This window comes from Phycicoccus sp. HDW14 (assembly GCF_011383005.1).
Lineage (GTDB): Bacteria > Actinomycetota > Actinomycetes > Actinomycetales > Dermatophilaceae > Phycicoccus.
In genome coordinates this window covers 1599371-1622478 of record NZ_CP049935.1, presented here as the reverse complement: position 1 = coordinate 1622478, position 23108 = coordinate 1599371, and the positions used below count along the sequence as shown (strand labels likewise).

Sequence of the window (23108 nt, the reverse complement as noted above, 5' to 3'; positions counted from 1 at the left end):
TGACGGAGCGGGTCGACCGGCCCGCCCTCGACGACCCGAGGAGCACGCCGTGATCGACCTCCGTCCCGCCACCACGCGGGTGGGCGCCCTGCTGCCGCACGTCCGTGAGGAGCAGCTCGCCGCGCCGACCCCGATGGGTCCCGACGTCACCGGCCTGCTGCACCACCTGCTCGGCCTGACCGTGGCCTTCCGCGACGCGGCGGGGAAGGTCGACGGGCCGACGACAGGTACCCCGCCGGCGCCGGTCGAGGGCCCGCTGCCCGACGGCTGGCGCAACGAGCTGGTCGCTCGGCTGGACGAGCTGGGGGCGGCGTGGACGGCACCCGAGGCGTGGACGGGGATGACGCGCGCCGGCGGGGTCGAGCTGCCGGGGGAGGTGTGCGGGGTCATCGCCCTCGACGAGGTCCTGCTCCACGGCTGGGACCTCGCCGCGGCCACGGGCCGGGCCTACGAGCCGTCGGACGCCGAGGCCGAGGCGGTGCTGCCGATCGTCACGCCCCCGGAGGACCCCGAGCAGGCCGCCGCCCAGCGGGAGGGGATGTTCGGCGCGGCGCTGGCCGTGCCGGACGGCGCGACCGCGTTCGAGCGCGTGCTGGCGCTCGCCGGCCGCGACCCGCGCTGGGCCCCACCCGCCGCCTGACAGAGCCGGCGTCCGTGCGATGTGCGCGGGTCCGGGTGCGGTCGCGGGGGAGGGGCGCAGATCGCCGGGACCGGAGGGGCGCGGAGAGCGACACGCCACGACATGTGGGTCCCGGATGCCGTCGGCGCCCCCACATATGGTGTCTCTCGCAGCTGGTCCTCGAGCCGCCCCCGGGTGGTGAGAGGGGCAAGAGGGAACCCGGTGGAACTCCGGGACTGCCCCGCAGCGGTGAGTGGGAACGACCCCCGTCAGGAAGCACTGGGTGCGCGAAGCACCTGGGAAGCGACGGGCAGTAGGCGGCGCCAGCCGGGCCCACGAGTCCGAAGACCTGCCAGTCGCGCCGTGCCCGCCCGGGTGCGGCACCTTTCGCGGTCGCGTGGGACGGCCGACGGGAGCAGGCGGTCCTCGGGTGCCGGCCAGCGTGCCGGTCGCCCCGGCGTCCCCTCGTCTCGTCACCCCTCGCGCGCCCGCGGCAGGTCCAGCGAGCTCGCGAGGAGAGAGCATGACGACCACGACCGAGGGCCCCGCCCCGGCGATCACCACCCCCGGCGCCCCCGAGGCACCGACCGCCCACCGCACCGCGATGCAGGTGCGCAAGCGCAACGGCGACACCGAGCCCGTCGACGTCACGAAGATCGTGCGCGCCGTCGAGCGGGTCAGCGACGGCCTCGACGAGGTCGACCCGCTGCGCGTCGCGACCCGCACCATCAGCGGCCTCTACGACGGTGCGACGACCGCCGAGCTCGACCGGCTGTCCATCCGCACCGCCGCCGAGCTCATCGGCGAGGAGCCGGAGTACTCCCGCCTCGCCGCCCGGCTGCTCGCCGGCTACGTCGACAAGGAGGTGCGCGGCCACGGCATCGCCTCCTTCAGCCAGTCCGTCGCGCTCGGCCACGCCGAGGGGCTGATCGGCGACGCCACGGCCGAGTTCGTCGGGGCCAACGCCGTCAAGCTCGACCGCGCCGTCGACCCGGCCAACGACCGCCTCTTCGAGTACTTCGGGCTGCGCACCGTCTGCGACCGCTACCTGCTGCGCCACCCGACGACCCGGCTCGTCCTCGAGACGCCCCAGTACTTCCTGCTCCGGGTCGCCTGCGGCCTGGCGACGAGCACCCGCGAGGCGCTCGAGCTCTACCGGCTGATGGCCCGGCTCGACTACCTGCCGAGCAGCCCGACCCTCTTCAACTCCGGCACGCGGCACACGCAGATGAGCTCGTGCTACCTCGTCGACAGCCCGCGCGACGAGCTCGACTCCATCTACGAGCGCTACCAGCAGGTCGCGCGCCTGTCGAAGTTCGCGGGCGGCATCGGCATCGCGTTCAGCCGGGTGCGCGGGCGCGGAGCCCTGATCCGCGGCACCAACGGCACGAGCAACGGCATCGTCCCGTGGCTGCGGACCCTCGACGCGTCCGTCGCCGCCGTCAACCAGGGCGGCCGCCGCAAGGGTGCCGCGTGCGTCTACCTCGAGCCGTGGCACCCGGACGTCGAGGAGTTCCTCGAGCTGCGCGACAACACCGGCGAGGACGCCCGGCGCACCCACAACCTCAACCTCGCCAACTGGCTGCCCGACGAGTTCCTCCGCCGGGTCGAGGCCGACGCGATGTGGAGCCTGATCGACCCGAGCGAGGTGCCGGGACTGACCGACCTGTGGGGCGAGGAGTTCGACGAGGCCTACCGCGCCGCCGAGCGCGAGGGCCGGGTCGTCCGGCAGGTGCCCGCCCGCGACCTCTGGGGCCGGATGATGCGCACGCTCGCGCAGACCGGCAACGGCTGGATGACGTTCAAGGACGCCGCCAACCGGGCCTGCAACCAGACCGCCGAGCCGGGCCAGGTCGTGCACCTGTCGAACCTCTGCACCGAGATCCTCGAGGTGAGCAGCGACGACGAGACGGCGGTCTGCAACCTCGGGTCGGTCAACCTCTCGAGGCACCTCACGGCCGACCGCACCGACGTCGACTGGGAGAAGCTGCGCGCCACCGTCCGGACGGCCGTGACCTTCCTCGACCGGGTCGTCGACGTCAACTACTACCCGAGCGAGCAGGCGGCGGCGTCGAACCCGCGCTGGCGCCCGGTCGGGCTCGGGTACATGGGGCTGCAGGACGTGCTCTTCGCGCTCCGGCTGCCCTTCGACTCCCCGGAGGCCCTCGACCTCTCGACCCGCATCGCCGAGGAGGTGCTGCTCACCGCGCTCGAGCGCTCCAGCGAGCTCGCCGCCGTCAGCGGTCCGCACCCGGCCTTCCGGCGCACGCGCGCGGCACGCGGTGTCCTGCACCCCGACCACTTCGACGCCGTTCCGACCCAGCCCGAGCGGTGGGACCGGTTGCGCGAGAACGTCGCCGAGCACGGCCTGCGCAACAGCCTGGTCGTGGCCATCGCCCCGACGGCGACCATCGCCTCGATCGCCGGCTGTGGCGAGTGCATCGAGCCGCAGGTCTCCAACCTCTTCAAGCGCGAGACCCTGTCGGGCGAGTTCCTCCAGGTCAACGGCCACCTCGTGAGCGAGCTCAAGGACCGCGGGCTGTGGACCCCGGCGACGCGCGACGCCGTCAAGCGGGCCGACGGGTCCGTGCAGGGCCTCACCGAGCTGCCCGACGACGTCCGCACGCTGTTCCGCACCGCGTGGGAGCTGCCGCAGCGGGCCCTCATCGCGATGGCCGCCGCCCGCCAGCCCTACGTCGACCAGAGCCAGTCGCTCAACCTGTTCATGGCCAGCCCGACGATCGGGAAGCTGTCCTCGATGTACCTGCACGCGTGGAAGTCGGGGCTCAAGACGACGTACTACCTGCGCTCCCGCCCGGCGACCCGCATCCAGCAGGCGACGGTGGCCGAGACCCGTTCCGTCGCAGCCGTTCCCACCACACCCGTCCCCACCGACGAGGAGGCCCTCGCCTGCTCGCTCGAGAACCCCGAGAGCTGCGAGGCCTGCCAGTGACCGCCCCGACGAGCACCACGACCACGAGCACCCCCACCACCACCCCGCTGCTCCTCGACCCGGGGATGAGCCTGACGTTGCGGCCGATGCGCTACCCGCACTTCTACGACCGCTTCCGCGACGCCATCAAGAACACCTGGACCGTCGAGGAGGTCGACCTGCACTCCGACCTCGCCGACCTGCACCGGCTCAGCCCGGCGGAGCAGCACCTCGTGACCCGGCTCGTGGCCTTCTTCGCGACCGGCGACACGATCGTCGCGAACAACCTCGTGCTCAACCTCTACGAGCACGTCAACGCCCCCGAGGCCCGGCTCTACCTCTCCCGGCAGCTGTTCGAGGAGGCGGTGCACGTGCAGTTCTACCTGACCCTCCTCGACACCTACGTCCCCGACGAGGTCGAGCGGCACGAGGCGTTCGCGGCCGTCGAGAACATCCCGTCGATCAAGGCCAAGGCCGACTTCTGCTTCCGGTGGATCGACAGCCTCGCCGACCTGCGCACGCTGCAGACCCGCGAGGACCGGCGGACCTTCCTGCTCAACCTCGTCTGCTTCGCCGCGTGCATCGAGGGCCTGTTCTTCTACGGCGCCTTCGCGTACGTGTACTTCCTGCGCTCGCGCGGGCTGCTCAACGGCCTGGCGTCCGGCACGAACTGGGTCTTCCGCGACGAGTCGATGCACATGGCCTTCGCCTTCGACGTGTTCGACACCGCCCGCGAGGAGGAGCCCGACCTCGTCGACGACGCCTTCGAGGCCGACGTGCGGCGGATGCTCGGCGAGGCCGTCGACGCCGAGGCGCAGTTCGCCGAGGACCTGCTCGGCGGGGGAGTGGCGGGGCTCTCCAGCGCCGACATGCGCGCCTACCTCGAGCACGTCGCCGACCGGCGGCTCGAGCGGCTGGGGTTCGCCCCGCGGTACGGGTCAGCGAACCCGCTGGCCTTCATGGAGCTGCAGGACGTCCAGGAGCTGTCGAACTTCTTCGAGCGACGGGTGTCGGCCTACCAGGTCGGCGTCGGCGGCCGGGTGACCTTCGACGACGACTTCTAGACCCGGGCGCACGGTGCCCACGGGGGCGCGGCGGCGGCCGGACGATGGTCGCCCCGCGCCCCCGCGCGCCCGGCTCTCTAGACTCACCGGCATGGATGCGCGCGCCACCGTCGACTCGATGCTGCGCGCCGACCTGCGGGGCCGGACCGCCTACGGCGCACCGCAGCTCGACGTCCCGGTGGCCCTCAACACCAACGAGAACTCCTACCCGGTCCCCGACGTGGTCGTCGCGGCGATGACCTGCGCGGTGGAGGAGGCGGCCCGGGGGCTCAACCGCTACCCCGACCGCGAGTTCACCGCCCTGCGCGAGGACCTCGCGGCCTACCTCTCGCGCAGCGGCACGGCCGTCACCGCCGAGCAGGTGTGGGCCGGCAACGGCTCGAACGAGGTGCTCCTCCACCTGCTGCAGGCCTTCGGCGGCCCGGGGCGCACGGCCCTCGGCTTCACCCCGGCCTACTCGATGCACCCGATCATCACGACGACCACGGGCACCGCCTGGGTCGACGGGATGCGCGGCGTCGACGGCGCCGGCGCGTTCGACCTCGACGCCGCCTCGGCCGTCGAGCAGGTGCGCCGCCACCGTCCGGACGTCGTGTTCCTCTGCTCGCCGAACAACCCGACGGGCACGGCGCTCGACCTCGACGTCGTCGTGGCGGTGCATGACGCGGCCGACGGCGCGCTGGTCGTCGTCGACGAGGCCTACGCCGAGTTCGCCCGCCCCGGCACGCCGAGCGCCCTGACCCTGTTGGCGGGCCGGCCCCGGCTGGTGGTCACCCGCACGATGAGCAAGGCCTTCGCGCTGGCCGGCGGACGGCTCGGCTACCTCGCCGCCGACACGGCCCTCACCGATGCCCTACGGCTGGTCCGGATGCCGTACCACCTGTCGACCCCCACGCAGGCCGTCGCGCGGGCGGCCCTCGCCCACGCCGACCTCATGCTCGACACGGTCGACGTCGTCAAGCACCAGCGCGACCGCATCGTCGAGCAGCTCACCGCCCTCGGGCTCGACCCCGTGCCGAGCGACGCCAACTTCGTCCTCTTCGGGGGGCTCGCCGACAGCCACGTGACGTGGCAGGCGCTGCTCGACCGGGGCGTCCTCGTCCGTGACGTCGGCATCGCGCACTATCTTCGTGTCACGGCCGGGACGCCGGAGGAGACGACCGCCTTCCTCGACGCCCTCGCCGCCCTCGTCCCGACCCACGCAGGAGCAGCCTCGTGAGCACCGCCGAGACCCACCGCACCGCCACGGTGCGCCGGGCCACGTCCGAGAGCACCGTCGAGGTGACCGTCGACCTCGACGGCACGGGGCGCGGCGAGGTGAGCACCGGGGTCCCGTTCTACGACCACATGCTCCTGTCGCTCGCGAAGCACTCGCTCCTCGACCTCACGGTCACCGCCACGGGCGACACCGACGTCGACGCGCACCACACCGTCGAGGACGTCGCGATCGTCCTCGGGCAGGCCGTGCGCGAGGCCCTCGGCGACAAGTCGGGCATCTCCCGCTTCGGTGACGCCACGGTGCCGCTCGACGAGGCGCTCGTACAGGCCGTCGTCGACGTCGCCGGCCGTCCGTACTGCGTCCACGAGGGCGAGCCGGCCGGCCAGGAGCACGTCGTCATCGGCGGGCACTACATCGGGTCGCTGACGCGTCACGTCCTCGAGTCCTTCGCCTTCCACGCCCAGGTCGCCCTCCACGTCCGCGTGCTCTCGGGCCGCGACCCGCACCACGTCGTCGAGGCCCAGTTCAAGGCGCTCGCGCGCGCCCTGCGAGCCGCGGTCGCCCGCGACCCGCGCGTCGAGGGCGTGCCGAGTGCGAAGGGTGCGCTCTAACACCGTGGCCGCCGACGCGCGCTCGGGCACGGGGCACGGACTGCTCCTCGTGCGCCGCTCGCCCGCGTCGGTCGGCCGCTGGCTGCGCAAGGGCCTCGTCGCCGCGACGATGGCCCCGCTCGACGGGTGGACCGGGGTCACCGTCTCCGAGCACACCGCCCGCAGCGCCGCGCCCTACGACACCGCCCTCGAGGTCCTCGCCGCCCGGCCGGCGCCGCGCGGCGGCCGGCCCGTCCTCGGGTTCTTCGACCTCCAGGGCCGCGCCGTCGTCACCGTCCAGCCGGCCGGCGTCCGCAAGGCGCAGCAGTGGGTGGTCTGGGAGCCGCGCACCGGGGTCGTCGAGACGCCGTCGCTGCCCCGGCTCGGGGTGCCGGGCCTGCTCGAGGCGGCCGGCGCCGGCCGCAGCGCGCGGGCCGACGACGTCGCCGGCGTCCTGCGCTCCGGCGACGGCACCCCGCTCGACGTCCTCGTCACCCTCCTCGGGATGCTCGGGCTCCCCGGCCGCGAGCTGCTCGAGCGCGGCGACTGCTCCGGCGCCAGCGACGTCGAGCCCTCGACCCGCGGCGTCCAGATGTTCGACCGGCTCGTCGCCGACGAGGCCCAGCACCGGTCCGAGTGGGAAGCCGCCTGGGGTGGCTCCTCCGGGGGCTCCCCGGACGGGGCCCGGGAGGCCCGGTGACCCCGACGTCGTCGTCCTCGACCACGGCAGCGGGAACGTCCGCTCCGCCGTGCGCGCCCTCGAGCACGTGGGGGCCACGGTCACGCTCACTGCCGACCGCGAACGCGCCCTCGGGGCCGACGGGCTGTTCGTCCCGGGGGTCGGCAACTTCCACGCGTGCATGGCCGGGCTGGTCGCCGTCGAGGGACCCGCCGTCATCGACCGCCGGCTGGCGGGCGGCCGCCCGGTCCTCGGCGTCTGCGTCGGCATGCAGGTGATGTTCGAGGGGTCCACCGAGCCGAGCGCCGCACCCGTCGCCGGGGTGGGCGAGTGGCCGGGCACCGTCTCGCGCCTGCTCGCTCCCGTCGTGCCGCACATGGGGTGGTCCGAGCTCGACGTCGCCGAGGGCTCGACCCTCTTCGCCGGCCTCGAGGGCGAGCGCTTCTACTTCGTGCACTCCTACGCGGCGCACACCTGGGACCTCGCGCCCCCGGACGGCGCCTTCGCGGCCGTCGCGCCCCGGGTCACCTGGGCCACGCACGGCGAGCGGTTCGTCGCCGCGGTCGAGAACGGCCCGCTCGCGGCGACGCAGTTCCACCCGGAGAAGTCGGGCGAGGCCGGTCTGGCCCTCCTCGAGAACTGGGTCCGCTCGCTCTGAGGCGGGCGGACCGGGTGACGGCGACCCGGCTGCTCCCGGCAGACTGGGCCCCGTGACCGACCAGATGCGCCTCGAGCTGCTCCCCGCCGTCGACGTCGTGGAGGGCCGCGCCGTCCAGCTCGTCCAGGGCATCGCCGGCAGCGGCGGTGAGTTCGGTGACCCGGTCGAGGCCGCCCTGCGCTGGCAGGAGCAGGGCAGCGAGTGGCTGCACCTCGTCGACCTCGACGCCGCCTTCGGCCGCGGCTCCAACGCCACCCTGCTCGCCGAGATCGTCGGCCGGCTCGACATCCACGTCGAGATGAGCGGCGGCATCCGCGACGAGGAGTCGCTGACCCGGGCCCTGGCCACCGGCTGCCGGCGGGTCAACGTCGGCACCGCGGCCCTCGAGGACCCCGAGTGGACCGCCCGCGCCATCGCCGAGCACGGGGACCGCGTCGCCGTCGGCCTCGACGTGCGCGCCACGACGCTGGCCGCCCGCGGCTGGACGAGCGAGGGCGGCGACCTCTGGGAGACCCTGGCCCGGCTCGACGCCGAGGGCTGCGCCCGGTACGTCGTCACCGACGTCGCCAAGGACGGGATGATGAAGGGTCCCAACCTGCAGCTGCTGCGCGACGTCTGCGCCCGCACCGACCGCCCGGTCGTCGCCTCCGGTGGCATCTCGACGCTCGAGGACGTCGCGGCCGTCCGCACCCTCGTCGGCGACGGCGTCGAGGGGGCCATCGTCGGCTCGGCCCTGTACCGCGGCGCCTTCACCCTCCCCGAGGCCCTCGACGTCGCGGGCCGCCCGTGACCGGCGAGTCCGACCCCGCCGACTCCGGCCCCGCCGACTCGTCGGGCACCCCCTGGCAGGCGCGCGCCCTGAGCCCGAGCGGCTTCGAGGCCGACACCGGCGCGGCCGACCCCGCCCTGCTCGCCGTCCTCGCCGACCCGGCCGACGACACCGCCCTGATGCGGGCCGTCGAGGCCGCCCGGCTGCTCGTCCCCGTGGTCGCCGAGCCCACCGGGGTCGACGACGGCGGCGCGCTCGCCGTCGAGACCGGGGTCGACATGGCCGCGGTCACGCTCGTCGCCCCCGACGGCCGTCGCGCCCTGCCGGTCTTCTCGGGCACCGACGCCCTCTCCGCCTGGGACCCCTCGGCCCGACCCGTGCCGGTCACCCCGGCCCGCGCCGCGCAGGCCGCGGTGTCCGAGGGGTGCGACGTGCTCGTCGTCGACGTCGCCGGCCCGGCCACCCGCGTCCTGCGCCCCTCGATGCTCTGGGCCCTGGCCCAGGAGCGACCCTGGCAGCCCCCCCACACCGACCCGTTCGTCGCCCGCAGCCTCGCTGCGGCCCTCGCCGAGGAGCCCGCCGTGCGCGCCCACGCGCTCGAGGAGGGCCGCCCGCCGGGCGAGGGCGTCCTCGGGGTCGTCCTCACCCTCGCCCCGGGCCTGGACCCCGACGCCGTGCGGGCCGTCGCGACCCGGGTGGGGGAGCGGCTGGCCACCGACGGCGAGCTGCGGGCCCGGGTCGACGGGCTGGCCTTCCGGATCGTCTGACCAGCGCGGATTTCGGGACCTCGGGCCCCGGCTGGTAACCTCGGGTGTTGACCGACCGCCTCGTTCGCGAGGTGGTGTGCAAGTGAAGCCCCGCTTCCACCCGCGACGACCACTCCGGTCGCCGGGTCCCGGTCCGCGACGAGACGTCGTGTGCGCCCTCCGGCGTGCCGCGACCTCTCGTGGTGGCCCGACGGAATCGAGGCTCCTGCGCACCCGGTGCGAGGAGCCTCTTCTCGTTCCCGGCGGTCACGACGGTAGGACTGACGAAGGAGAAGCACATCAGCGAGCCACGCATCAACGACCGCATCCGGGTTCCCGAGGTGCGGTTGGTCGGCCCGAACGGCGAGCAGGTCGGCATCGTCCGCGTCGAGGACGCACTGCGCCTCGCGGCGGAGGCCGACCTCGACCTGGTCGAGGTCGCACCGATGGCGAAGCCGCCGGTCGCCAAGCTCATGGACTTCGGCAAGTACAAGTACGAAGCCGCGATGAAGGCCCGTGAGGCGCGCAAGAACCAGGTCAACACGGTCATCAAGGAGATCAAGCTCCGCCCGAAGATCGACCCGCACGACTACGGCACCAAGAAGGGCCACGTCGTCCGGTTCCTCGGCGGCGGTGACAAGGTCAAGGTGACGATCATGTTCCGCGGTCGCGAGCAGTCCCGCCCCGAGCTCGGGTTCCGGCTGCTCCAGCGCCTCGCCGAGGACGTCATCGAGCTGGGCACCGTCGAGTCCCAGCCCAAGCAGGACGGCCGCAACATGGTCATGGTCCTCGCGCCGACGAAGAAGAAGGCGCAGGCGATGGCCGAGCAGCGCAAGAAGCGCGACGAGGCCAAGGCCGAGCACGACGAGCCCGTCGAGCAGGTCGAGGAGATCGAGGAGGTCACCGACGAGGTGACCGAGCCGGTCGAGGCGACCGAGGCGACGGAGTCCGAGTCGACGCAGACCGAGGCGACCGAGGCCGAGGCGGTCGAGCCGGCCGAGAAGCCCGAGCCGGCCGACGCGGGCTGAGCCCGCCCCCGACACACCACCGCACCAGACAGCACACCACCCAAGGAGATCGGCACCATGCCGAAGAACAAGACGCACAGCGGCACCAAGAAGCGCTTCCGGGTCACCGGCTCGGGCAAGCTCATGCGCGAGCAGGCCGGCCACGTGCACAAGTTCCACGAGAAGACCCCGCAGAAGGCGCGCCGCCTCTCCAAGGACGTCATCGTCTCGGCCGCGGACACCAAGAAGATCAAGAAGCTCCTCGGCAAGTGAGCCGATCCACCCCCCTGAACTGACGAAGCAGCAAGGAGAACTCACGTGGCACGCGTGAAGCGGGCGGTCAACGCCCAGAAGAAGCGCCGGGTCGTCCTCGAGCGGGCCAGCGGCTACCGCGGGCAGCGCTCGCGGCTCTACCGCAAGGCCAAGGAGCAGGTCCAGCACAGCCTCGGCTACGCCTACCGCGACCGCCGGGCCCGCAAGGGCGACTTCCGTCGCCTCTGGATCCAGCGGATCAACGCCGCGGCCCGCGCCAACGGCATGACCTACAACCGCTTCATCCAGGGCCTCAAGGCCGCCGAGGTCGAGGTCGACCGCCGCATGCTCGCCGAGCTCGCGGTCAACGACGAGGCCGCCTTCGCCGCGCTCGTCGAGATCGCCCGGGCCAACCAGCCGGCCCGCGAGCCCGCCAAGGCCTCCGCCTGAACCACACGTCGATGATGGACAACCCCCGGTCCGACCGGGTCCGGTCCGTCGCGGCGCTGTCGAAGCGGTCGGTGCGTTCGCGCACCGGCCGCTTTGCCGTCGAGGGACCCCAGGGGGTGCGCGAGGCGGTCCGGCACGCGCCCGAGCGGGTCCGCGACGTCTACCTGACGCCCGACGCCGCCCAGCGCTACGCCGCCGACCTCGTCGAGCCGGCGAGGGCGGCGGGCCTGTGGGTCCACGAGGTGACGCCCGAGGTCCTCGCCGCGATGGCCGACGCGGAGGCGCCCCAGGGTGTCCTGGCCGTCGTCGACGAGGCATCCGACGCCCTCGCCGACGTGCTGGCCGCCGCACCGCGCCTGCTCGTCCTGCTGACCCACGTCCGCGACCCCGGGAACGCCGGCACCGTCATCCGCGGGGCCGACGCCGCCGGCGCCGACGCGGTGCTCGTCAGCGACGCCTCGGTCGACGTGCACTCCCCGAAGGTCGTCCGCTCGACCGCGGGCTCGCTCTTCCACCTGCCCGTCGTCACCGGCCTCGACGTCGCCGCCACCCTCGCCGCCCTGCGCGCCGCCGGGGTGCGCACGCTGGCCGCCGACGGCGCGGGCACCACGCTCCTGCCGGACGCCGACCTCACCGGACCCCACTGCTGGGTGATGGGGAACGAGGCCTGGGGCCTTCCCGCGCAGACCCGCGACGCCTGCGACGAGGTGGTGCGGGTGCCCATCCACGGCCGCGCGGAGTCGCTCAACCTCGCGATGGCCGCGACGATCTGCCTCTACGCCTCGGCGGGGGTCCTCGGGTCCGGAGGGGGCGCGGGGTAACGTGCGCCCCATGTCCGAGCGGTACATCGTCCCCGACGACCTCGCCGCCAACGGTCTGGAGTTCATCCCCGACGGCCTCGTCGCCGCGATCGGACCCGAGCGCACCGTCCGGTTCATGAACACCCGGGCCGAGCGCATCACCGGCCTGCGCGCCTCCGACGTCGTCGGCCGGGACGTCGTCGAGGCCCTCCCGCTGCAGGACCTCGGGGGCGACTCGTGGTGGGAGCTCACCGACCCCTGGCACGGGCTCGACACCCGCACCGGCCACCGTGAACGGCTGCTCGTGCTGCCCTCGGGCCGCGAGCTGCTCGTCACGGCGCAGTACAACCGGCGCGGTCGGCGCCAGCCGGTGGTCGCCGTCGTCCTCGGCCTGCGCGACGCCGAGGGCCGGCGCCGGGCCGAGAAGGAGAGCGCGGCCCTGCTGACCTCGGTCGCCCACGAGCTGCGCTCGCCGCTCACCGGCGTCAAGGGCTTCTCCTCGACCCTCCTGCGCAACTGGGACCGGTTCACCGACGACCAGAAGCGGCTGATGCTCGAGACCATCGAGGCCGACGCCGACCGCGTCACCCGGCTCATCACCGAGCTCCTCGACACCTCCCGGATCGGCGCCGGCCGGTTGACGGTCCACGCCGTGCCCGTACCGGTCCGCCCGCGCCTCGAGGCGCAGGTCGAGCGGCGGGTGGCCGCCGGCGCCGAGCGCGAGCAGTTCGAGCTGCACGTCGGCGACGGCGTCGACGTCGTGTGGGCCGACCCCGACCGGCTCGAGCAGGTGCTGACCAACCTCGTCGACAACGCCCTGCGGCACGGTCGCGGTCGCGTCCACATCGCCGCCGAGCGGGCCGGCTGGGAGGGCCCGGCGGCCGTCGACGTCGTCGTCACCGACGACGGCGACGGCATCGCCCCGCAGCACCGCGAGCTGGTCTTCTCCCGCTTCTGGCAGGCCGGGGCCAAGCACGGCACTGGCCTCGGCCTCTACCTCGTGCGGGGGCTCGTCGAGGCCCACGGCGGCGAGGTCGTGGTCGAGAAGGGCCCGACCGGCGGCGCCCGACTGCGGGCGACCTTCCCCGACCTCGAGTGAGCGTCCCCGACCTCGGGTGACTCAGTGGTGCGCGGACTCCGGGAGGGGCTCGCGCAGCGCGGACTTCTCCTCGTCGGCGGCACCGGGGATGGGATCGCCGGCTCCGCCGCGAACGCGCTCCTCGATCCGCCGACCGATCTCGACGTCGACGTTGCCCCAGTAGACGAAGGCCCGCTCGAGGACGTCGTCGCGGACCCCGCCGAGGGCCCCGGCGACGGTCTCGACGAACCGGTCGCGCTGGGCGTCGTCGAAGACGTCGCGCACGAGCATCCCCGCCTGGGTCCAGTCGTCGTCCTCGGCGTGCAGCGTGTAGGCCTGGCGCACGATCGTGCCGTCGGCCTCCCAGCCCTCGGCGACCGGGCCCTGGTGCGTCGAGTGGCCGCGGCCGTCGCTGTTCGGGACGTAGGTCGGGCCGGCCTTGACCTCGTAGTTCATCGCTCCGTCGAAGACGAGGTGGTTGGCCCGCGCCTCGACCTCGGGCAGCGGACGGTTGACGGGCAGCTGGTGGGCGTTCGTGCCGACCCGCGCGCGGTGGGCGTCGGCGTAGGAGAAGACCCGGGCGAGGAGCATCTTGTCCGGGGAGAACCCGATGCCCGGGACGATGTTGCTCGGGGCGAAGGCCGCCTGCTCGATCTGGGCGAAGTGGTTGACCGGGTTCTCGTTGAGCTCGAAGGTGCCCACCTCGTGCAGCGGGTAGTCCGCGTGCGGCCAGACCTTCGTGAGGTCGAAGGGGTTGAACCGGTAGTCACCGGCCTCGTCGTACGGCATCGCCTGGATGAAGAGGGTCCAGCGGGGGTGCTCGCCGCGCTCGATGGCCTCGAAGAGGTCGCGCCGGTGGTAGTCGGAGTCGGCGCCGGCGATCCGCTCGGCCTCCTCGTTCGTGAGGTTCTCGACGCCCTGCTCGGTGTGGAAGTGGAACTTCACCCAGTGCTTCTCGCCGGCCTCGTTGCCCATGAGGTAGGTGTGCGAGCCGTAGCCGTTCATGTGGCGCCACGAGCGCGGCAGGCCGCGGTCACCCATGAGGTAGGTGACCTGGTGCGCCGACTCGGGGAGTTGGTCCAGAAGTCCCACTGCATCGTGCCGTCGCGCAGGGCCGAGTCGGCGAGCCGCTTCTGGCTGCGGATGAAGTGCGGGAACTTCATCGGGTCCCGGAGGAAGAAGACGGGGGTGTTGTTGCCGACGAGGTCCCAGTTGCCCTCGTCGGTGTAGAAGCGGACCGAGAAGCCGCGCACGTCCCGCCAGGTGTCGGCCGAGCCGAGCTCGCCGGCCACGGTGGAGAAGCGCGCCAGGGTGCGCACCTGCGAGCCGGGACGGAAGACCGAGGCCTTCGTGAAGCGGGTGATGTCGTGGGTCACCGTGAAGGTGCCGAACGCGCCGGAACCCTTGGCGTGCGGCTTGCGCTCGGGGATGTTCTCGCGGTTGAAGTGCGCCAGCGTGTCGAGCAGGTGCACGTCGTGGAGCATCAGCGGGCCGTCGGGGGAGAGGCTGAGGCTCTGGGTGTCGCTCTCGGCGCGGGCGCCGCCCGCCGTCGTCGAGCCGGTGGGGGTGCCGAGGTCCTCGGGGTGTGCGTACGGGTCGGTCGTCATCGCTGCTCCTTCGGTCGTGTCCTCGTCCGGCCACCCTCGCACTCTGTCTTGAACGAGTCAAGACAAGCGGTGGGCCCGCTCGGCGACGCGCCGGTCGGCTCGAATGGCGGGGCCCGGGGTGGGGTGTCAGAGTGTGCGGGTGACGACGGTGACCCTTGCGCCGTACCGGCGCGTCCTCTCCCGGCCGTCGCTGCGCAGGACCCTCGTCCTCGGCACGCTGACCCGGATCCCGATGTTCGCGACCCCGGTCCTCGTCACCCTCCACGTCGTCACCACGCTCGGCCACAGCTACGCGATGGCCGGGCTCGTCGGTGCGGGGGTGACCACCGCCATCGCCGTGAGCGGGCCCTGGCGCGGCCGGCTCCTCGACCGGCACGGCCTGCGCGCCGTCGTCGGGCCCTCCCTCGTCGTCTCGGGCCTGTGCTGGGGCACGGCACCGTGGGTGGGGTACTGGGCGCTGCTCGCGCTCGTCACCGTCGCCGGGCTGTTCGCGGTGCCGATCGGCTCGGTCGTGCGCCAGGCCGTCATCGCCGGCGTCGAGGAGCAGGACCGCCGCACCGCCATCTCCCTCGACTCGGCCGCCGTCGAGGTCTCGTTCATGATCGCGCCGGCCGTGGCCGTCGTCGCCGCCACGCACTGGTCCACCGCGTGGGTGCTCTTCGTCGTCCAGGCCCTGGCCGTCCTCGCGGGCGTCGGCATCTGGCTGCTCGACCCGCCGCTGCGCACCGAGGCGGAGGCCGAGGCCGGTCCTGCGCGCCACGGTCTGCGGTTCGGCACCTGGTTCCGGGGCCCGGTCCTCGTCGTGCTCGGCCTCGTCGCCGCGACGGCCGTCATGCTCGCCGGCTCCGACCTCGCCTTCGTCAGCGCCGTCCGCGAGTTCGGCTCCATGGGCCTGCTCGGGCTCGTGCTCGTGCTCTGGGGGTTCGGGTCGCTGGTCGGCGGTCTGCTCTACGGGGCCCTGTCCCGCGACGTCCCGGCGCGCTGGCTCCTGCTCGCCCTGGCGCTGGTCACCGCGCCGATGGTCCTGGCCACCTCGACCCTGCAGCTCGGCGCCCTCGCGCTGCTCGCCGGGCTGCTCTGCGCCCCGACCATCACCGCGACGGTCCACGAGATCGCCGGGCTGGTCCCCGCGCAGGTGCGCGGCGAGGCGATGGGCTGGCACAACTCCGCGATGACGGCCGGCGGGGCGGTCGGTGCGCCGCTCGCCGGGTGGACCGTCGACCACTACGGCGGGGGTGCGGGCTTCCTCGCCGTGGCGGTCGTCGGCGCTGCCGTCGCCGTGGTCGCCTTCCTCCTCACCGGCCGGCGCCCCGTTACGCTGGACCGGTGACCACCGCTCCGCAGCGATTTACCGGGCCCTCGGGCCCGGTGTCGCGCGCGTCCTGAGCGCGTCGTCCCCACGGCCGGCCGGGTGGCCGGCCGTCCCGCCGCCCGGGGGCCGACCTCCGTCCCCGCGCGCCGCTCCCTAGACTCGGCCGCGCCCCCACCGACGAAGAGCGGAAGCGATGTCCGGACCCAACACGAACTACGACCCCGTGGAGGTCGCGGTGCTCGACCCGCAGGCGGTCGAGGACGCCGTCGACGCCGCCCTCGCCGCCGCGGCGGCGGCCACGACCCTCGAGGAGCTCAAGGTCGCCCGCGGCGCGCACCAGGGCGACCGGAGCGCCCTCGCGCTGGCCAACCGCGAGATCGGCGCCCTGCCCCGAGCGCGAAGGCCGAGGCCGGCAAGCGCGTGGGGCAGGCCCGCGGCCGGGTCGGTGCCGCGTTCACCGCCCGCCAGGCCGAGCTCGAGGCCGAGCGCGACGAGCGCATCCTCGTCGAGGAGGCTCTCGACGTCACGCTGCCGGCCGGGCGCCGCCCGCTCGGTCGGCGCCACCCCATCGAGCTGATGAGCGAGCGCATCGCCGACCTCTTCACCGGCATGGGCTGGGAGATCGCCGAGGGCCCGGAGATCGAGGCGGAGTGGTTCAACTTCGACGCCCTGAACTTCGACGCCGACCACCCGGCCCGGCAGATGCAGGACACCTTCTACGTCGACCCGCCCGAGGGTGGCCTCGTCCTGCGCACCCACACCTCGCCGGTGCAGGCCCGCACCCTGCTCGAGCGCGGCGTACCCGTGTACGTCGCGGCGATCGGACGGGTCTTCCGCACCGACGAGCTCGACGCCACGCACATGCCGGCCTTCCACCAGGTCGAGGGCCTGGCCGTCGACGAGGGCATCACGATGGCCCACCTCAAGGGCACCCTCGACCGGCTGGCCGCCGAGCTGTTCGGCGACGGCATCACGACGCGGCTGCGCCCGTCGTTCTTCCCCTTCACCGAGCCGAGCGCCGAGATGGACCTGCGCTGCTTCGTCTGCCGCGGCGAGGACCCCGACTGCCGCACCTGCAAGGGCACCGGCTGGATCGAGTGGGGCGGCTGCGGGATGGTCAACCGCAACGTGCTCCTGGCCTGCGGCGTCGACCCCGACCGCTACACCGGGTTCGCGTTCGGGATGGGCATCGACCGCGCGCTGATGTTCCGCACGGGGGTCAGCGACATGCGCGACATGATCGAGGGTGACGTGCGCTTCGACGCACAGTTCGGGATGGAGATCTGATGCGGGTTCCGGTCGACTGGCTGCGCGAGTACGTCGCGGTGCCGGAGGAGGCGAGCGGTGCCGACATCGCCGCCTCGCTCGTCGCCGTCGGGCTCGAGGAGGAGGGGCTGCACGGTGGCGGGGTCACCGGTCCGCTCGTCGTCGGGCGCGTCCTGACCCTCGAGAAGGAGCCGCAGAAGAACGGCAAGACGATCAACTGGTGCTCGGTCGACGTCGGTGACGCCAACGGCACCGGAGAGCCCCAGGGCATCGTCTGCGGCGCGCACAACTTCGAGGCGGGCGACCTCGTGCCCGTCATCCTCCCCGGCGGGGTGCTGCCGACCCCGCAGGGTCCGCTCGAGGTCTCGGCGCGCAAGACCTACGGCCATGTCTCGGCCGGGATGATCTGCTCCGAGCGCGAGCTGGGGCTCGGCGACGACCACGACGGCATCATCGTGCTCACCCGGCGCTTCGCCGACGACCCCGAGTCGCTCGCGCGCTGCGTCCCGGGCGCCGACGCCATCGCGATCCTCGGCCTCGACCGCGAGACCGTCGAGGTCAACGTGACGCCCGACCGCGGGTACTGCTTCTCCGTGCGCGGTGTCGCCCGCGAGTACGGGCACGCGACCGGCGCGGAGTTCACCGACCCGGTGACGGCGCTCGCGGCGGCGGCCCCGAGCGGCGGCTCCGGTGGGTACCTCGTGGAGGTCGCCGACGACGCGCCGATCCGCGGCCGCGCCGGCTGCGACCGGTTCGTGGCCCGGGTCGTGCGCGGCATCGACGTCGCGGCCCCGAGCCCGGCGTGGCTGCGGGCCCGCCTCACCGAGGCCGGCATGCGGCCCATCTCGCTGGCCGTCGACGTCACGAACTACGTGATGCTCGGCCTCGGCCAGCCGCTGCACGCCTACGACCTCGCCCGCCTCGGTGAGCGGATCGTGGTGCGGCGGGCCCGGGAGGGGGAGCGGATGACCACCCTCGACGACGTCGAGCGCACCCTCGACCCCGAGGACCTCCTCATCACCGACGGCGGCGGCACGCCCATCGGCATCGCCGGCGTCATGGGCGGCGCCTCCACCGAGGTGTCGGCCACGACCACCGACGTGCTCGTCGAGGCCGCCCACTTCGACCCGGTCTCGATCGCCCGGACGGCCCGGCGGCACCGGCTGCCGAGCGAGGCGTCGCGACGCTTCGAGCGCGGCGTCGACCCGCAGCTGCCGCCCGCCGCGGTGCAGCTCGTCGTCGACCTGCTCGTGCGGTACGGCGGCGGCACGGCCGACGACGCGGTCACCGACGTCGGGTCGGTCGCGGCCCCGGTCACCGTCGCGATGTCGGCCGGCTTCCCCTCGCGCATCGTCGGGGTCGACTACGACGCCGCCACGGTGGTCGGGGTGCTCGAGCAGATCGGGTGCACCGTGACGGCCGAGGGCGACGCGCTCACCGTCCTGCCACCCTCGTGGCGCCCCGACCTCACGACGGCCGAGGACCTCGTCGAGGAGGTCGCGCGCATCCACGGGTACGAGCGCATCCCGTCGCTGCTGCCGACACCGCCCGGTGGCTCGGGCCTCACGCACGCGCAGCGGGTTCGTCGCATCGTCGCGAACCTCCTTGCCGCGCAGGGGCTCTCGGAGGTGTGGAGCGCCCCGTTCGTCGGAGGCGACCGCCTGGCCGACCTCGGCCTCGACGTCGCCGCCGAGACGGCGCGCACCGTGCGCATCGCCAACCCCCTGTCCGACGAGCAGCCGTTCATGCGCACCACGCTCGTCTCGACGATGGTGGATGCGTTGCGGCGCAACGTCTCCCGCGGCGCCAAGGACGTCGGGCTCTTCGAGCTCGGGCTCGTCACCGCACTCGAGGGCCCGCAGGCCGCGGCGCCCACCGAGGACGTCGGCGTGCGTCCGGACGAGGCGACGCTGGCGGCCATCCGCGCCGCCGTGCCGCCCCAGCCGCGTCACCTCGGCCTGCTCCTCGCGGGCGACCGCGACCGGGCCGGATGGTGGGGTGCCGGACGCCGGGCCGAGGTCTTCGACGTCCTCGAGCTCGTCCAGGTCCTCGCGGAGGCACTCGACGTCGAGGTGGTCACCACCGCCGACGCCGCGATGCCGTGGCACCCCGGCCGCTGCGCCCGCGTGTCGCTCGCCGACGGCACGGTGCTCGGCCACGTCGGCGAGCTGCACCCGAAGGTCGTCGCGGCCCTCGGCCTGCCGGCGCGCACCGTCGGCGCCGAGCTCGACCTCGACGCCCTGACCCGCGCCGCCGACCACACGGTCGTCGCCCGGACGCTCGCGACCTACCCGATGGCCCAGAGCGACGTCGCGCTCGTCGTCGACCGCTCGGTCCCGGCGGCCGAGGTGCGCGACGCCCTCGTGGCGGGTGGCGGCGACCTGCTCGAGGAGGTCCGGCTGTTCGACGTCTACGAGGGCGACCAGGTCGGTGAGGGGCGGCGCTCGCTCGCCTACCGGCTCACCTTCCGCTCGCCCGAGCGCACGCTGACCACCGACGAGGTGTCCGGGCTGCGCGACGCCGCCGTGGCCGCGGCCGCCGCGGCGCACGGTGCGGTGCAGCGCGCGTGACCGGCGTCATCGACGAGCCGGTCGACGACGACGGTGACGTGACGCCGGAGCCAGACACCGAGGTCGCCGCCGGGCGGGGCGGCCACCTCGTCGCCGTCGTCACCGGCGCCTCCCGGGGCATCGGGCGGCACGTCGCGCTCGCGCTCGAGGACGCCGGCTGGGTCGTCGAGCGTGGGTCCTCGACGGTCGCACCGGTCACCGACCGGGCGGCGCTCACGGCGTGGGTCGCCGAGGTCGTCGAGCGTCAGGGCCGCATCGACCTGCTCGTCAACAACGCCGGGGTCGCCGACGCCGAGGTCGACGTCTTCGCCTCCGACCCCGACGAGTGGTGGCACACCGTGGAGGTCGACGTGCTCGGCCCCTACCTCATGACCTGGCTCGTCGCCCCGCACCTGCTCGCCGCGGGCGGTGGCCGGGTCGTCAACCTCAACTCCGGGGCCGGCCGGCGTGCGGGCGACGTGGCGAGCGCCTACAACGTCGCCAAGACCGCGCTGGCCCGGCTCACCGGCTCGACCCACCTCGCCGGCTGGGACCGCGGCATCCGGGCCTTCGACCTCATGCCCGGGGTGGTCCGCACCGACATGACCGAGGCGATGGAGGCGCACGCAGACCGCACCGAGTGGACCTCGCCCGAGGAGGTCGCCGCGCTCGTGCTGGCCCTGGCCTCCGGTGACCTCGACGCCTTCTCCGGTCGCTTCGTCCGGGCCGGCGTCGACACCCCGGAGTCGCTGCGGGCGATGGCCGAGCGCGGCCTCGAGCCGGGGGAGCGGATGCTCGACCTCGTCCTCCGACCCGGTGACCCCCTGGCCTGAGCCCGGTCGGCGCCCCCGCCGATTCTGCATGGATGTTCGGAATCCTGTATGGTCATGCACATGACGAAGCAGGTCGCCGTCGCCGGTGCGAGCGGGTACGCCGGGGGCGAGGTCCTCCGGCTGCTGCTCGCGCACCCCGACCTCGAGGTGGGCGCGGTCACCGCCGGCGGCAACGCCGGCCAGCCGCTCGGGAGCATCCACCCGCACCTCACGCCGCTGGCCGAGCGGGTCCTCGAGGACACCACCGCCGACGTCCTCGCCGGCCACGACGCCGTCGTCCTCGCGCTGCCCCACGGGCACTCCGCGGCCCTCGCCGCGCAGCTCGCGCCCGACGTCGTCGTCGTCGACTGCGGCGCCGACTTCCGGCTCCGCGACGCCGCCGCGTGGACCACGTTCTACGACACCCCGCACGCCGGGTCGTGGCCCTACGGGATGCCCGAGCTGCCGACGGCCCTCGGCCCGCAGCGCGCCGCCCTCGCCGGCGCCACGCGCCTCGCCGTCCCCGGCTGCTACCCGACGGCCGTCTCGCTCGCCCTCGCCCCGGGGCTGGTGGCGGGCGTGCTGGAGCCCGGGGACGTCACCGTCGTCGCGGCGTCCGGCACCTCGGGCGCGGGGAAGGCCCTCAAGGCGCACCTGCTCGGCTCGGAGGTCCTGGGGTCGATGTCGCCCTACGGCGTCGGGGGCGTCCACCGCCACACACCCGAGATCGAGCAGAACCTCACGGCGTGCGGCGCGGGCGAGGTCACCGTCTCCTTCACCCCGACCCTCGCGCCGATGCCCCGCGGCATCCTCGCGACCTGCACCGCCCGCGTCGTCCCCGGCACCGACGCCGCCACGGTCCGGGCCGCCTGGGCCGACGCCTACGCCGACGAGCCCTTCGTCCACCTCCTGCCCGAGGGGCGCTGGCCGGCCACCGCGAACGTCCTGGGCAGCAACTGCGTGCACCTCCAGGTCGTCCTCGACGAGCGGGTCGGCCGGGTGGTCGTCGTCGCCGCGGTCGACAACCTCACGAAGGGGACCGCCGGTGCGGCGGTCCAGTGCCTCAACCTCGCCCTCGGCCTGCCCGAGACCACCGGCCTCCCCGTCGCGGGGGTGGCCCCGTGAGCGCCATGCCCCGCCACCTCATGGAGCACCCGGAGGACGTCTCGATCGTCCGGCTGCCCAGCGGCGAGGAGCCGGCCTTCGACTGGCGCACCGGACCGCTCGCCTCGCTGACCCGCACGGGCGACGAGACCTCGGTCGTCTGCGCGACGGCGTCCGTACCCCACGGGGCCCGCACCGAAGGGCCGTTCCGCGCGGTCGAGGTGGCCGGGCCGCTGGAGTTCTCGGCGGTCGGCGTCTTCGTCGAGATCCTCTCCCCGCTCGTCGACGCCGGCGTCTCCGTCCTCGGGCTCTCGACGTTCGACACCGACTGGGTGCTCGTCCCGACCGAGCGCCGCGACGACGCCGCGACGGCCTGGCGCCGCGCCGGCTTCGTCATCACCCCCACGACGCTCACCGGAGGACGGTCCTGATGTCGGTCACCACCCCGCGCGGCTTCCGCGCCTCCGGCGTCGTCGCCGGGCTGAAGTCCTCCGGTCGCCCCGACGTGGCCCTCGTCGTCAACGACGGCCCCGACCACCACGCGGCCGCCGTCTTCACGGGCAACCGGGTCGAGGCGGCGCCGGTCACCTGGTCGCGCACGGTCGTCGCCGACGGGCGCGCGGACGCCGTCGTCCTCAACAGCGGTGGCGCCAACGCGTGCACCGGCGCCCCGGGCTTCCAGGACACCCACCGCACCGCCGAGCACGTCGGCTCCCTCCTCGACCTCGCCCCGGCGACGTCGTCGTCTGCTCGACCGGCCTCATCGGCGAGCGGCTGCCGATGGAGCGCCTGCTCGACGGCGTCGACGCGGCGGCCGACGCGCTGGCCGCGGACGGGGGACCTGCGGCGGCCGAGGCGATCATGACCACCGACACCGTGGCCAAGACCGCGCACGTCGAAAGCGACGGCTGGTCGGTCGGCGGGATGGCCAAGGGCGCGGGGATGCTCGCGCCGGCGCTCGCGACGATGCTCGTCGTCGTCACCACCGACGCCGTCGTCGACGCCGCCGACCTCGACCCCGCCCTGCGCGCCGCGACCCGCACGACCTTCGACCGCGTCGACTCCGACGGCTGCATGTCCACCAACGACACCGTCGTGCTGCTCGCCTCGGGGGCCTCGGGCATCGAGGTCGACGCGGCGACCCTCACCGACGCCGTCACCGCCGTCTGCGCCGACCTCGCCCGCCAGCTCGTCGCCGACGCCGAAGGGGCCCACCACGACATCGCCGTCGAGGTGCGCACCGCGGCCTCCGAGGAGGACGCCCTCGAGGTGGCGCGTGCGGTCGCCCGCAACAACCTCTTCAAGTGCGCCGTGTTCGGCAACGACCCGAACTGGGGGCGGGTGCTGGCCGCCGTCGGCACCACGGCCGCGGCCTTCGACCCCACGACCCTCGACGTGACGATGAACGGGGTCCGGGTCTGCCGGGCCGGCGGCGTCGGGGAGGACCGTACGCTCGTCGACCTGTCCGCCCGCGAGGTGCGCGTCGTCGTCGACCTGCACGCCGGCGAGGCGGCCGCCACCATCTGGACCAACGACCTGACGCACGACTACGTCCACGAGAACTCGGCGTACTCCACGTGAGCGCCGCGACGAGC

General features: G+C 74.1%; 20 protein-coding genes, 3 pseudogenes and 1 riboswitch. Of the genes and pseudogenes, 21 read left to right on the top strand and 2 right to left on the bottom strand.

The features are described 5' to 3' along the window. Nucleotides 1-49 precede the first annotated feature (49 nt). The 14 genes from G7075_RS07990 to G7075_RS07925 all read left to right on the top strand — a co-directional run bounded on the left by G7075_RS07990 (nucleotide 50) and on the right by G7075_RS07925 (nucleotide 12884). Nucleotides 50-640, top strand: a complete 591-nt coding sequence (locus G7075_RS07990; protein WP_166120698.1) for a TIGR03086 family metal-binding protein — start codon at nucleotides 50-52, stop codon at nucleotides 638-640. A gap of 136 nt (nucleotides 641-776) precedes the next feature. Continuing rightward, a riboswitch (cobalamin riboswitch) is annotated at nucleotides 777-991 on the top strand. Between the two features lie 151 nt (nucleotides 992-1142). After that, entirely contained in the window at nucleotides 1143-3572 is a 2430-nt protein-coding gene (locus G7075_RS07985; protein WP_166120696.1) for a ribonucleoside-diphosphate reductase subunit alpha, read from the top strand. After that, entirely contained in the window at nucleotides 3569-4615 is a 1047-nt protein-coding gene (locus G7075_RS07980; RefSeq protein ID WP_240917977.1) for a ribonucleotide-diphosphate reductase subunit beta, read from the top strand. Before G7075_RS07985 ends, G7075_RS07980 begins: the two co-directional genes overlap by 4 nt. A gap of 91 nt (nucleotides 4616-4706) precedes the next feature. Then, nucleotides 4707-5834 carry a histidinol-phosphate transaminase gene (locus G7075_RS07975; protein WP_166120693.1) on the top strand — a complete coding sequence of 376 codons (1128 nt, stop codon included), beginning with the start codon at nucleotides 4707-4709 and terminating at the stop codon, nucleotides 5832-5834. Then, nucleotides 5831-6445, top strand: a complete 615-nt coding sequence (gene hisB, locus G7075_RS07970) for an imidazoleglycerol-phosphate dehydratase HisB (protein WP_166120690.1) — start codon at nucleotides 5831-5833, stop codon at nucleotides 6443-6445. The genes G7075_RS07975 and hisB overlap by 4 nt, the downstream gene beginning before the upstream one ends. Before the next feature lie 4 nt (nucleotides 6446-6449). Then, a complete protein-coding gene (locus G7075_RS07965) occupies nucleotides 6450-7124 on the top strand; it encodes a hypothetical protein (protein WP_166120687.1) in 675 nt (224 codons plus the stop codon). Next, the gene (hisH, locus tag G7075_RS07960) at nucleotides 7078-7761 is read left to right on the top strand and encodes an imidazole glycerol phosphate synthase subunit HisH (RefSeq protein WP_166120685.1); all 684 of its coding nucleotides are present in this window, start codon (nucleotides 7078-7080) and stop codon (nucleotides 7759-7761) included. Before G7075_RS07965 ends, hisH begins: the two co-directional genes overlap by 47 nt. A 64-nt stretch (nucleotides 7762-7825) precedes the next feature. Beyond that, nucleotides 7826-8551: a bifunctional 1-(5-phosphoribosyl)-5-((5-phosphoribosylamino)methylideneamino)imidazole-4-carboxamide isomerase/phosphoribosylanthranilate isomerase PriA gene (gene priA, locus G7075_RS07955; RefSeq protein WP_166124296.1), complete on the top strand. Its 726-nt coding sequence runs from the start codon at nucleotides 7826-7828 to the stop codon at nucleotides 8549-8551. Beyond that, nucleotides 8548-9297, top strand: a complete 750-nt coding sequence (locus G7075_RS07950) for an SseB family protein (RefSeq protein WP_166120682.1) — start codon at nucleotides 8548-8550, stop codon at nucleotides 9295-9297. The genes priA and G7075_RS07950 overlap by 4 nt, the downstream gene beginning before the upstream one ends. Before the next feature lie 278 nt (nucleotides 9298-9575). Further along, complete coding sequence (gene infC, locus G7075_RS07945; RefSeq protein ID WP_166124295.1) at nucleotides 9576-10304, top strand: translation initiation factor IF-3; 729 nt, start codon at nucleotides 9576-9578, stop codon at nucleotides 10302-10304. A 57-nt stretch (nucleotides 10305-10361) separates the two neighbouring features. Next, complete coding sequence (gene rpmI / locus G7075_RS07940) at nucleotides 10362-10556, top strand: 50S ribosomal protein L35 (RefSeq protein ID WP_166120679.1); 195 nt, start codon at nucleotides 10362-10364, stop codon at nucleotides 10554-10556. A gap of 45 nt (nucleotides 10557-10601) precedes the next feature. Further along, on the top strand, nucleotides 10602-10985 hold the full coding sequence (rplT, locus tag G7075_RS07935; RefSeq protein WP_166120677.1) for a 50S ribosomal protein L20: 384 nt from the start codon (nucleotides 10602-10604) through the stop codon (nucleotides 10983-10985). Nucleotides 10986-10996: 11 nt separating this feature from the next. Further along, nucleotides 10997-11806 carry an RNA methyltransferase gene (locus tag G7075_RS07930; protein WP_166120674.1) on the top strand — a complete coding sequence of 270 codons (810 nt, stop codon included), beginning with the start codon at nucleotides 10997-10999 and terminating at the stop codon, nucleotides 11804-11806. Nucleotides 11807-11816: 10 nt separating this feature from the next. After that, on the top strand, nucleotides 11817-12884 hold the full coding sequence (locus tag G7075_RS07925) for a sensor histidine kinase KdpD (RefSeq protein WP_166120671.1): 1068 nt from the start codon (nucleotides 11817-11819) through the stop codon (nucleotides 12882-12884). A 21-nt stretch (nucleotides 12885-12905) separates the two neighbouring features. On the opposite strand, the gene G7075_RS21050 is transcribed toward G7075_RS07925, so the two are convergent. Then, nucleotides 12906-13154, bottom strand: a complete 249-nt coding sequence (locus G7075_RS21050; RefSeq protein ID WP_240918027.1) for a catalase-related domain-containing protein — start codon at nucleotides 13152-13154, stop codon at nucleotides 12906-12908. Between the two features lie 180 nt (nucleotides 13155-13334). Beyond that, a pseudogene (locus G7075_RS07920) lies at nucleotides 13335-14470 on the bottom strand (catalase); the annotation flags it as partial. 139 nt (nucleotides 14471-14609) lie between these two features. Between G7075_RS07920 and G7075_RS07915 the strand changes: the two are divergent. The 7 genes and pseudogenes from G7075_RS07915 to argJ all read left to right on the top strand — a co-directional run bounded on the left by G7075_RS07915 (nucleotide 14610) and on the right by argJ (nucleotide 23094). Continuing rightward, a complete protein-coding gene (locus G7075_RS07915) occupies nucleotides 14610-15800 on the top strand; it encodes an MFS transporter (RefSeq protein WP_166120668.1) in 1191 nt (396 codons plus the stop codon). Between the two features lie 175 nt (nucleotides 15801-15975). Next, nucleotides 15976-17069, top strand: a pseudogene (gene pheS, locus G7075_RS07910) (phenylalanine--tRNA ligase subunit alpha). Then, nucleotides 17069-19618 (top strand): phenylalanine--tRNA ligase subunit beta, encoded by a 2550-nt coding sequence (gene pheT, locus G7075_RS07905; RefSeq protein ID WP_166120665.1) that lies wholly within the window; start codon nucleotides 17069-17071, stop codon nucleotides 19616-19618. The pseudogene pheS and the gene pheT overlap by 1 nt, the downstream one beginning before the upstream one ends. Continuing rightward, nucleotides 19615-20430, top strand: a complete 816-nt coding sequence (locus G7075_RS07900) for an SDR family NAD(P)-dependent oxidoreductase (protein WP_240917976.1) — start codon at nucleotides 19615-19617, stop codon at nucleotides 20428-20430. Before pheT ends, G7075_RS07900 begins: the two co-directional genes overlap by 4 nt. Before the next feature lie 60 nt (nucleotides 20431-20490). Continuing rightward, the gene (argC, locus tag G7075_RS07895; RefSeq protein WP_166120662.1) at nucleotides 20491-21534 is read left to right on the top strand and encodes an N-acetyl-gamma-glutamyl-phosphate reductase; all 1044 of its coding nucleotides are present in this window, start codon (nucleotides 20491-20493) and stop codon (nucleotides 21532-21534) included. Between the two features lie 5 nt (nucleotides 21535-21539). Next, nucleotides 21540-21944, top strand: a complete 405-nt coding sequence (locus tag G7075_RS07890) for an ACT domain-containing protein (protein ID WP_166124293.1) — start codon at nucleotides 21540-21542, stop codon at nucleotides 21942-21944. Next, nucleotides 21944-23094 (top strand): annotated as a pseudogene (gene argJ, locus G7075_RS07885) (bifunctional glutamate N-acetyltransferase/amino-acid acetyltransferase ArgJ). Before G7075_RS07890 ends, argJ begins: the two are co-directional and overlap by 1 nt. Nucleotides 23095-23108 lie beyond the last annotated feature (14 nt).

Coding starts and splice junctions, on each gene's coding strand:
- G7075_RS07985 (WP_166120696.1), top strand. CDS start 1,143: ATGACGACCACGACCGAGGGCCCCGCCCCGGCGATCACCACCCCCGGC.
- G7075_RS07975 (WP_166120693.1), top strand. CDS start 4,707: ATGGATGCGCGCGCCACCGTCGACTCGATGCTGCGCGCCGACCTGCGG.
- priA (WP_166124296.1), top strand. CDS start 7,826: ATGCGCCTCGAGCTGCTCCCCGCCGTCGACGTCGTGGAGGGCCGCGCC.
- rpmI (WP_166120679.1), top strand. CDS start 10,362: ATGCCGAAGAACAAGACGCACAGCGGCACCAAGAAGCGCTTCCGGGTC.
- G7075_RS07930 (WP_166120674.1), top strand. CDS start 10,997: ATGATGGACAACCCCCGGTCCGACCGGGTCCGGTCCGTCGCGGCGCTG.
- G7075_RS07925 (WP_166120671.1), top strand. CDS start 11,817: ATGTCCGAGCGGTACATCGTCCCCGACGACCTCGCCGCCAACGGTCTG.
- G7075_RS21050 (WP_240918027.1), bottom strand. CDS start 13,154: ATGCTCGTGCGCGACGTCTTCGACGACGCCCAGCGCGACCGGTTCGTC.
- pheT (WP_166120665.1), top strand. CDS start 17,069: ATGCGGGTTCCGGTCGACTGGCTGCGCGAGTACGTCGCGGTGCCGGAG.
- argC (WP_166120662.1), top strand. CDS start 20,491: ATGACGAAGCAGGTCGCCGTCGCCGGTGCGAGCGGGTACGCCGGGGGC.
- G7075_RS07890 (WP_166124293.1), top strand. CDS start 21,540: ATGCCCCGCCACCTCATGGAGCACCCGGAGGACGTCTCGATCGTCCGG.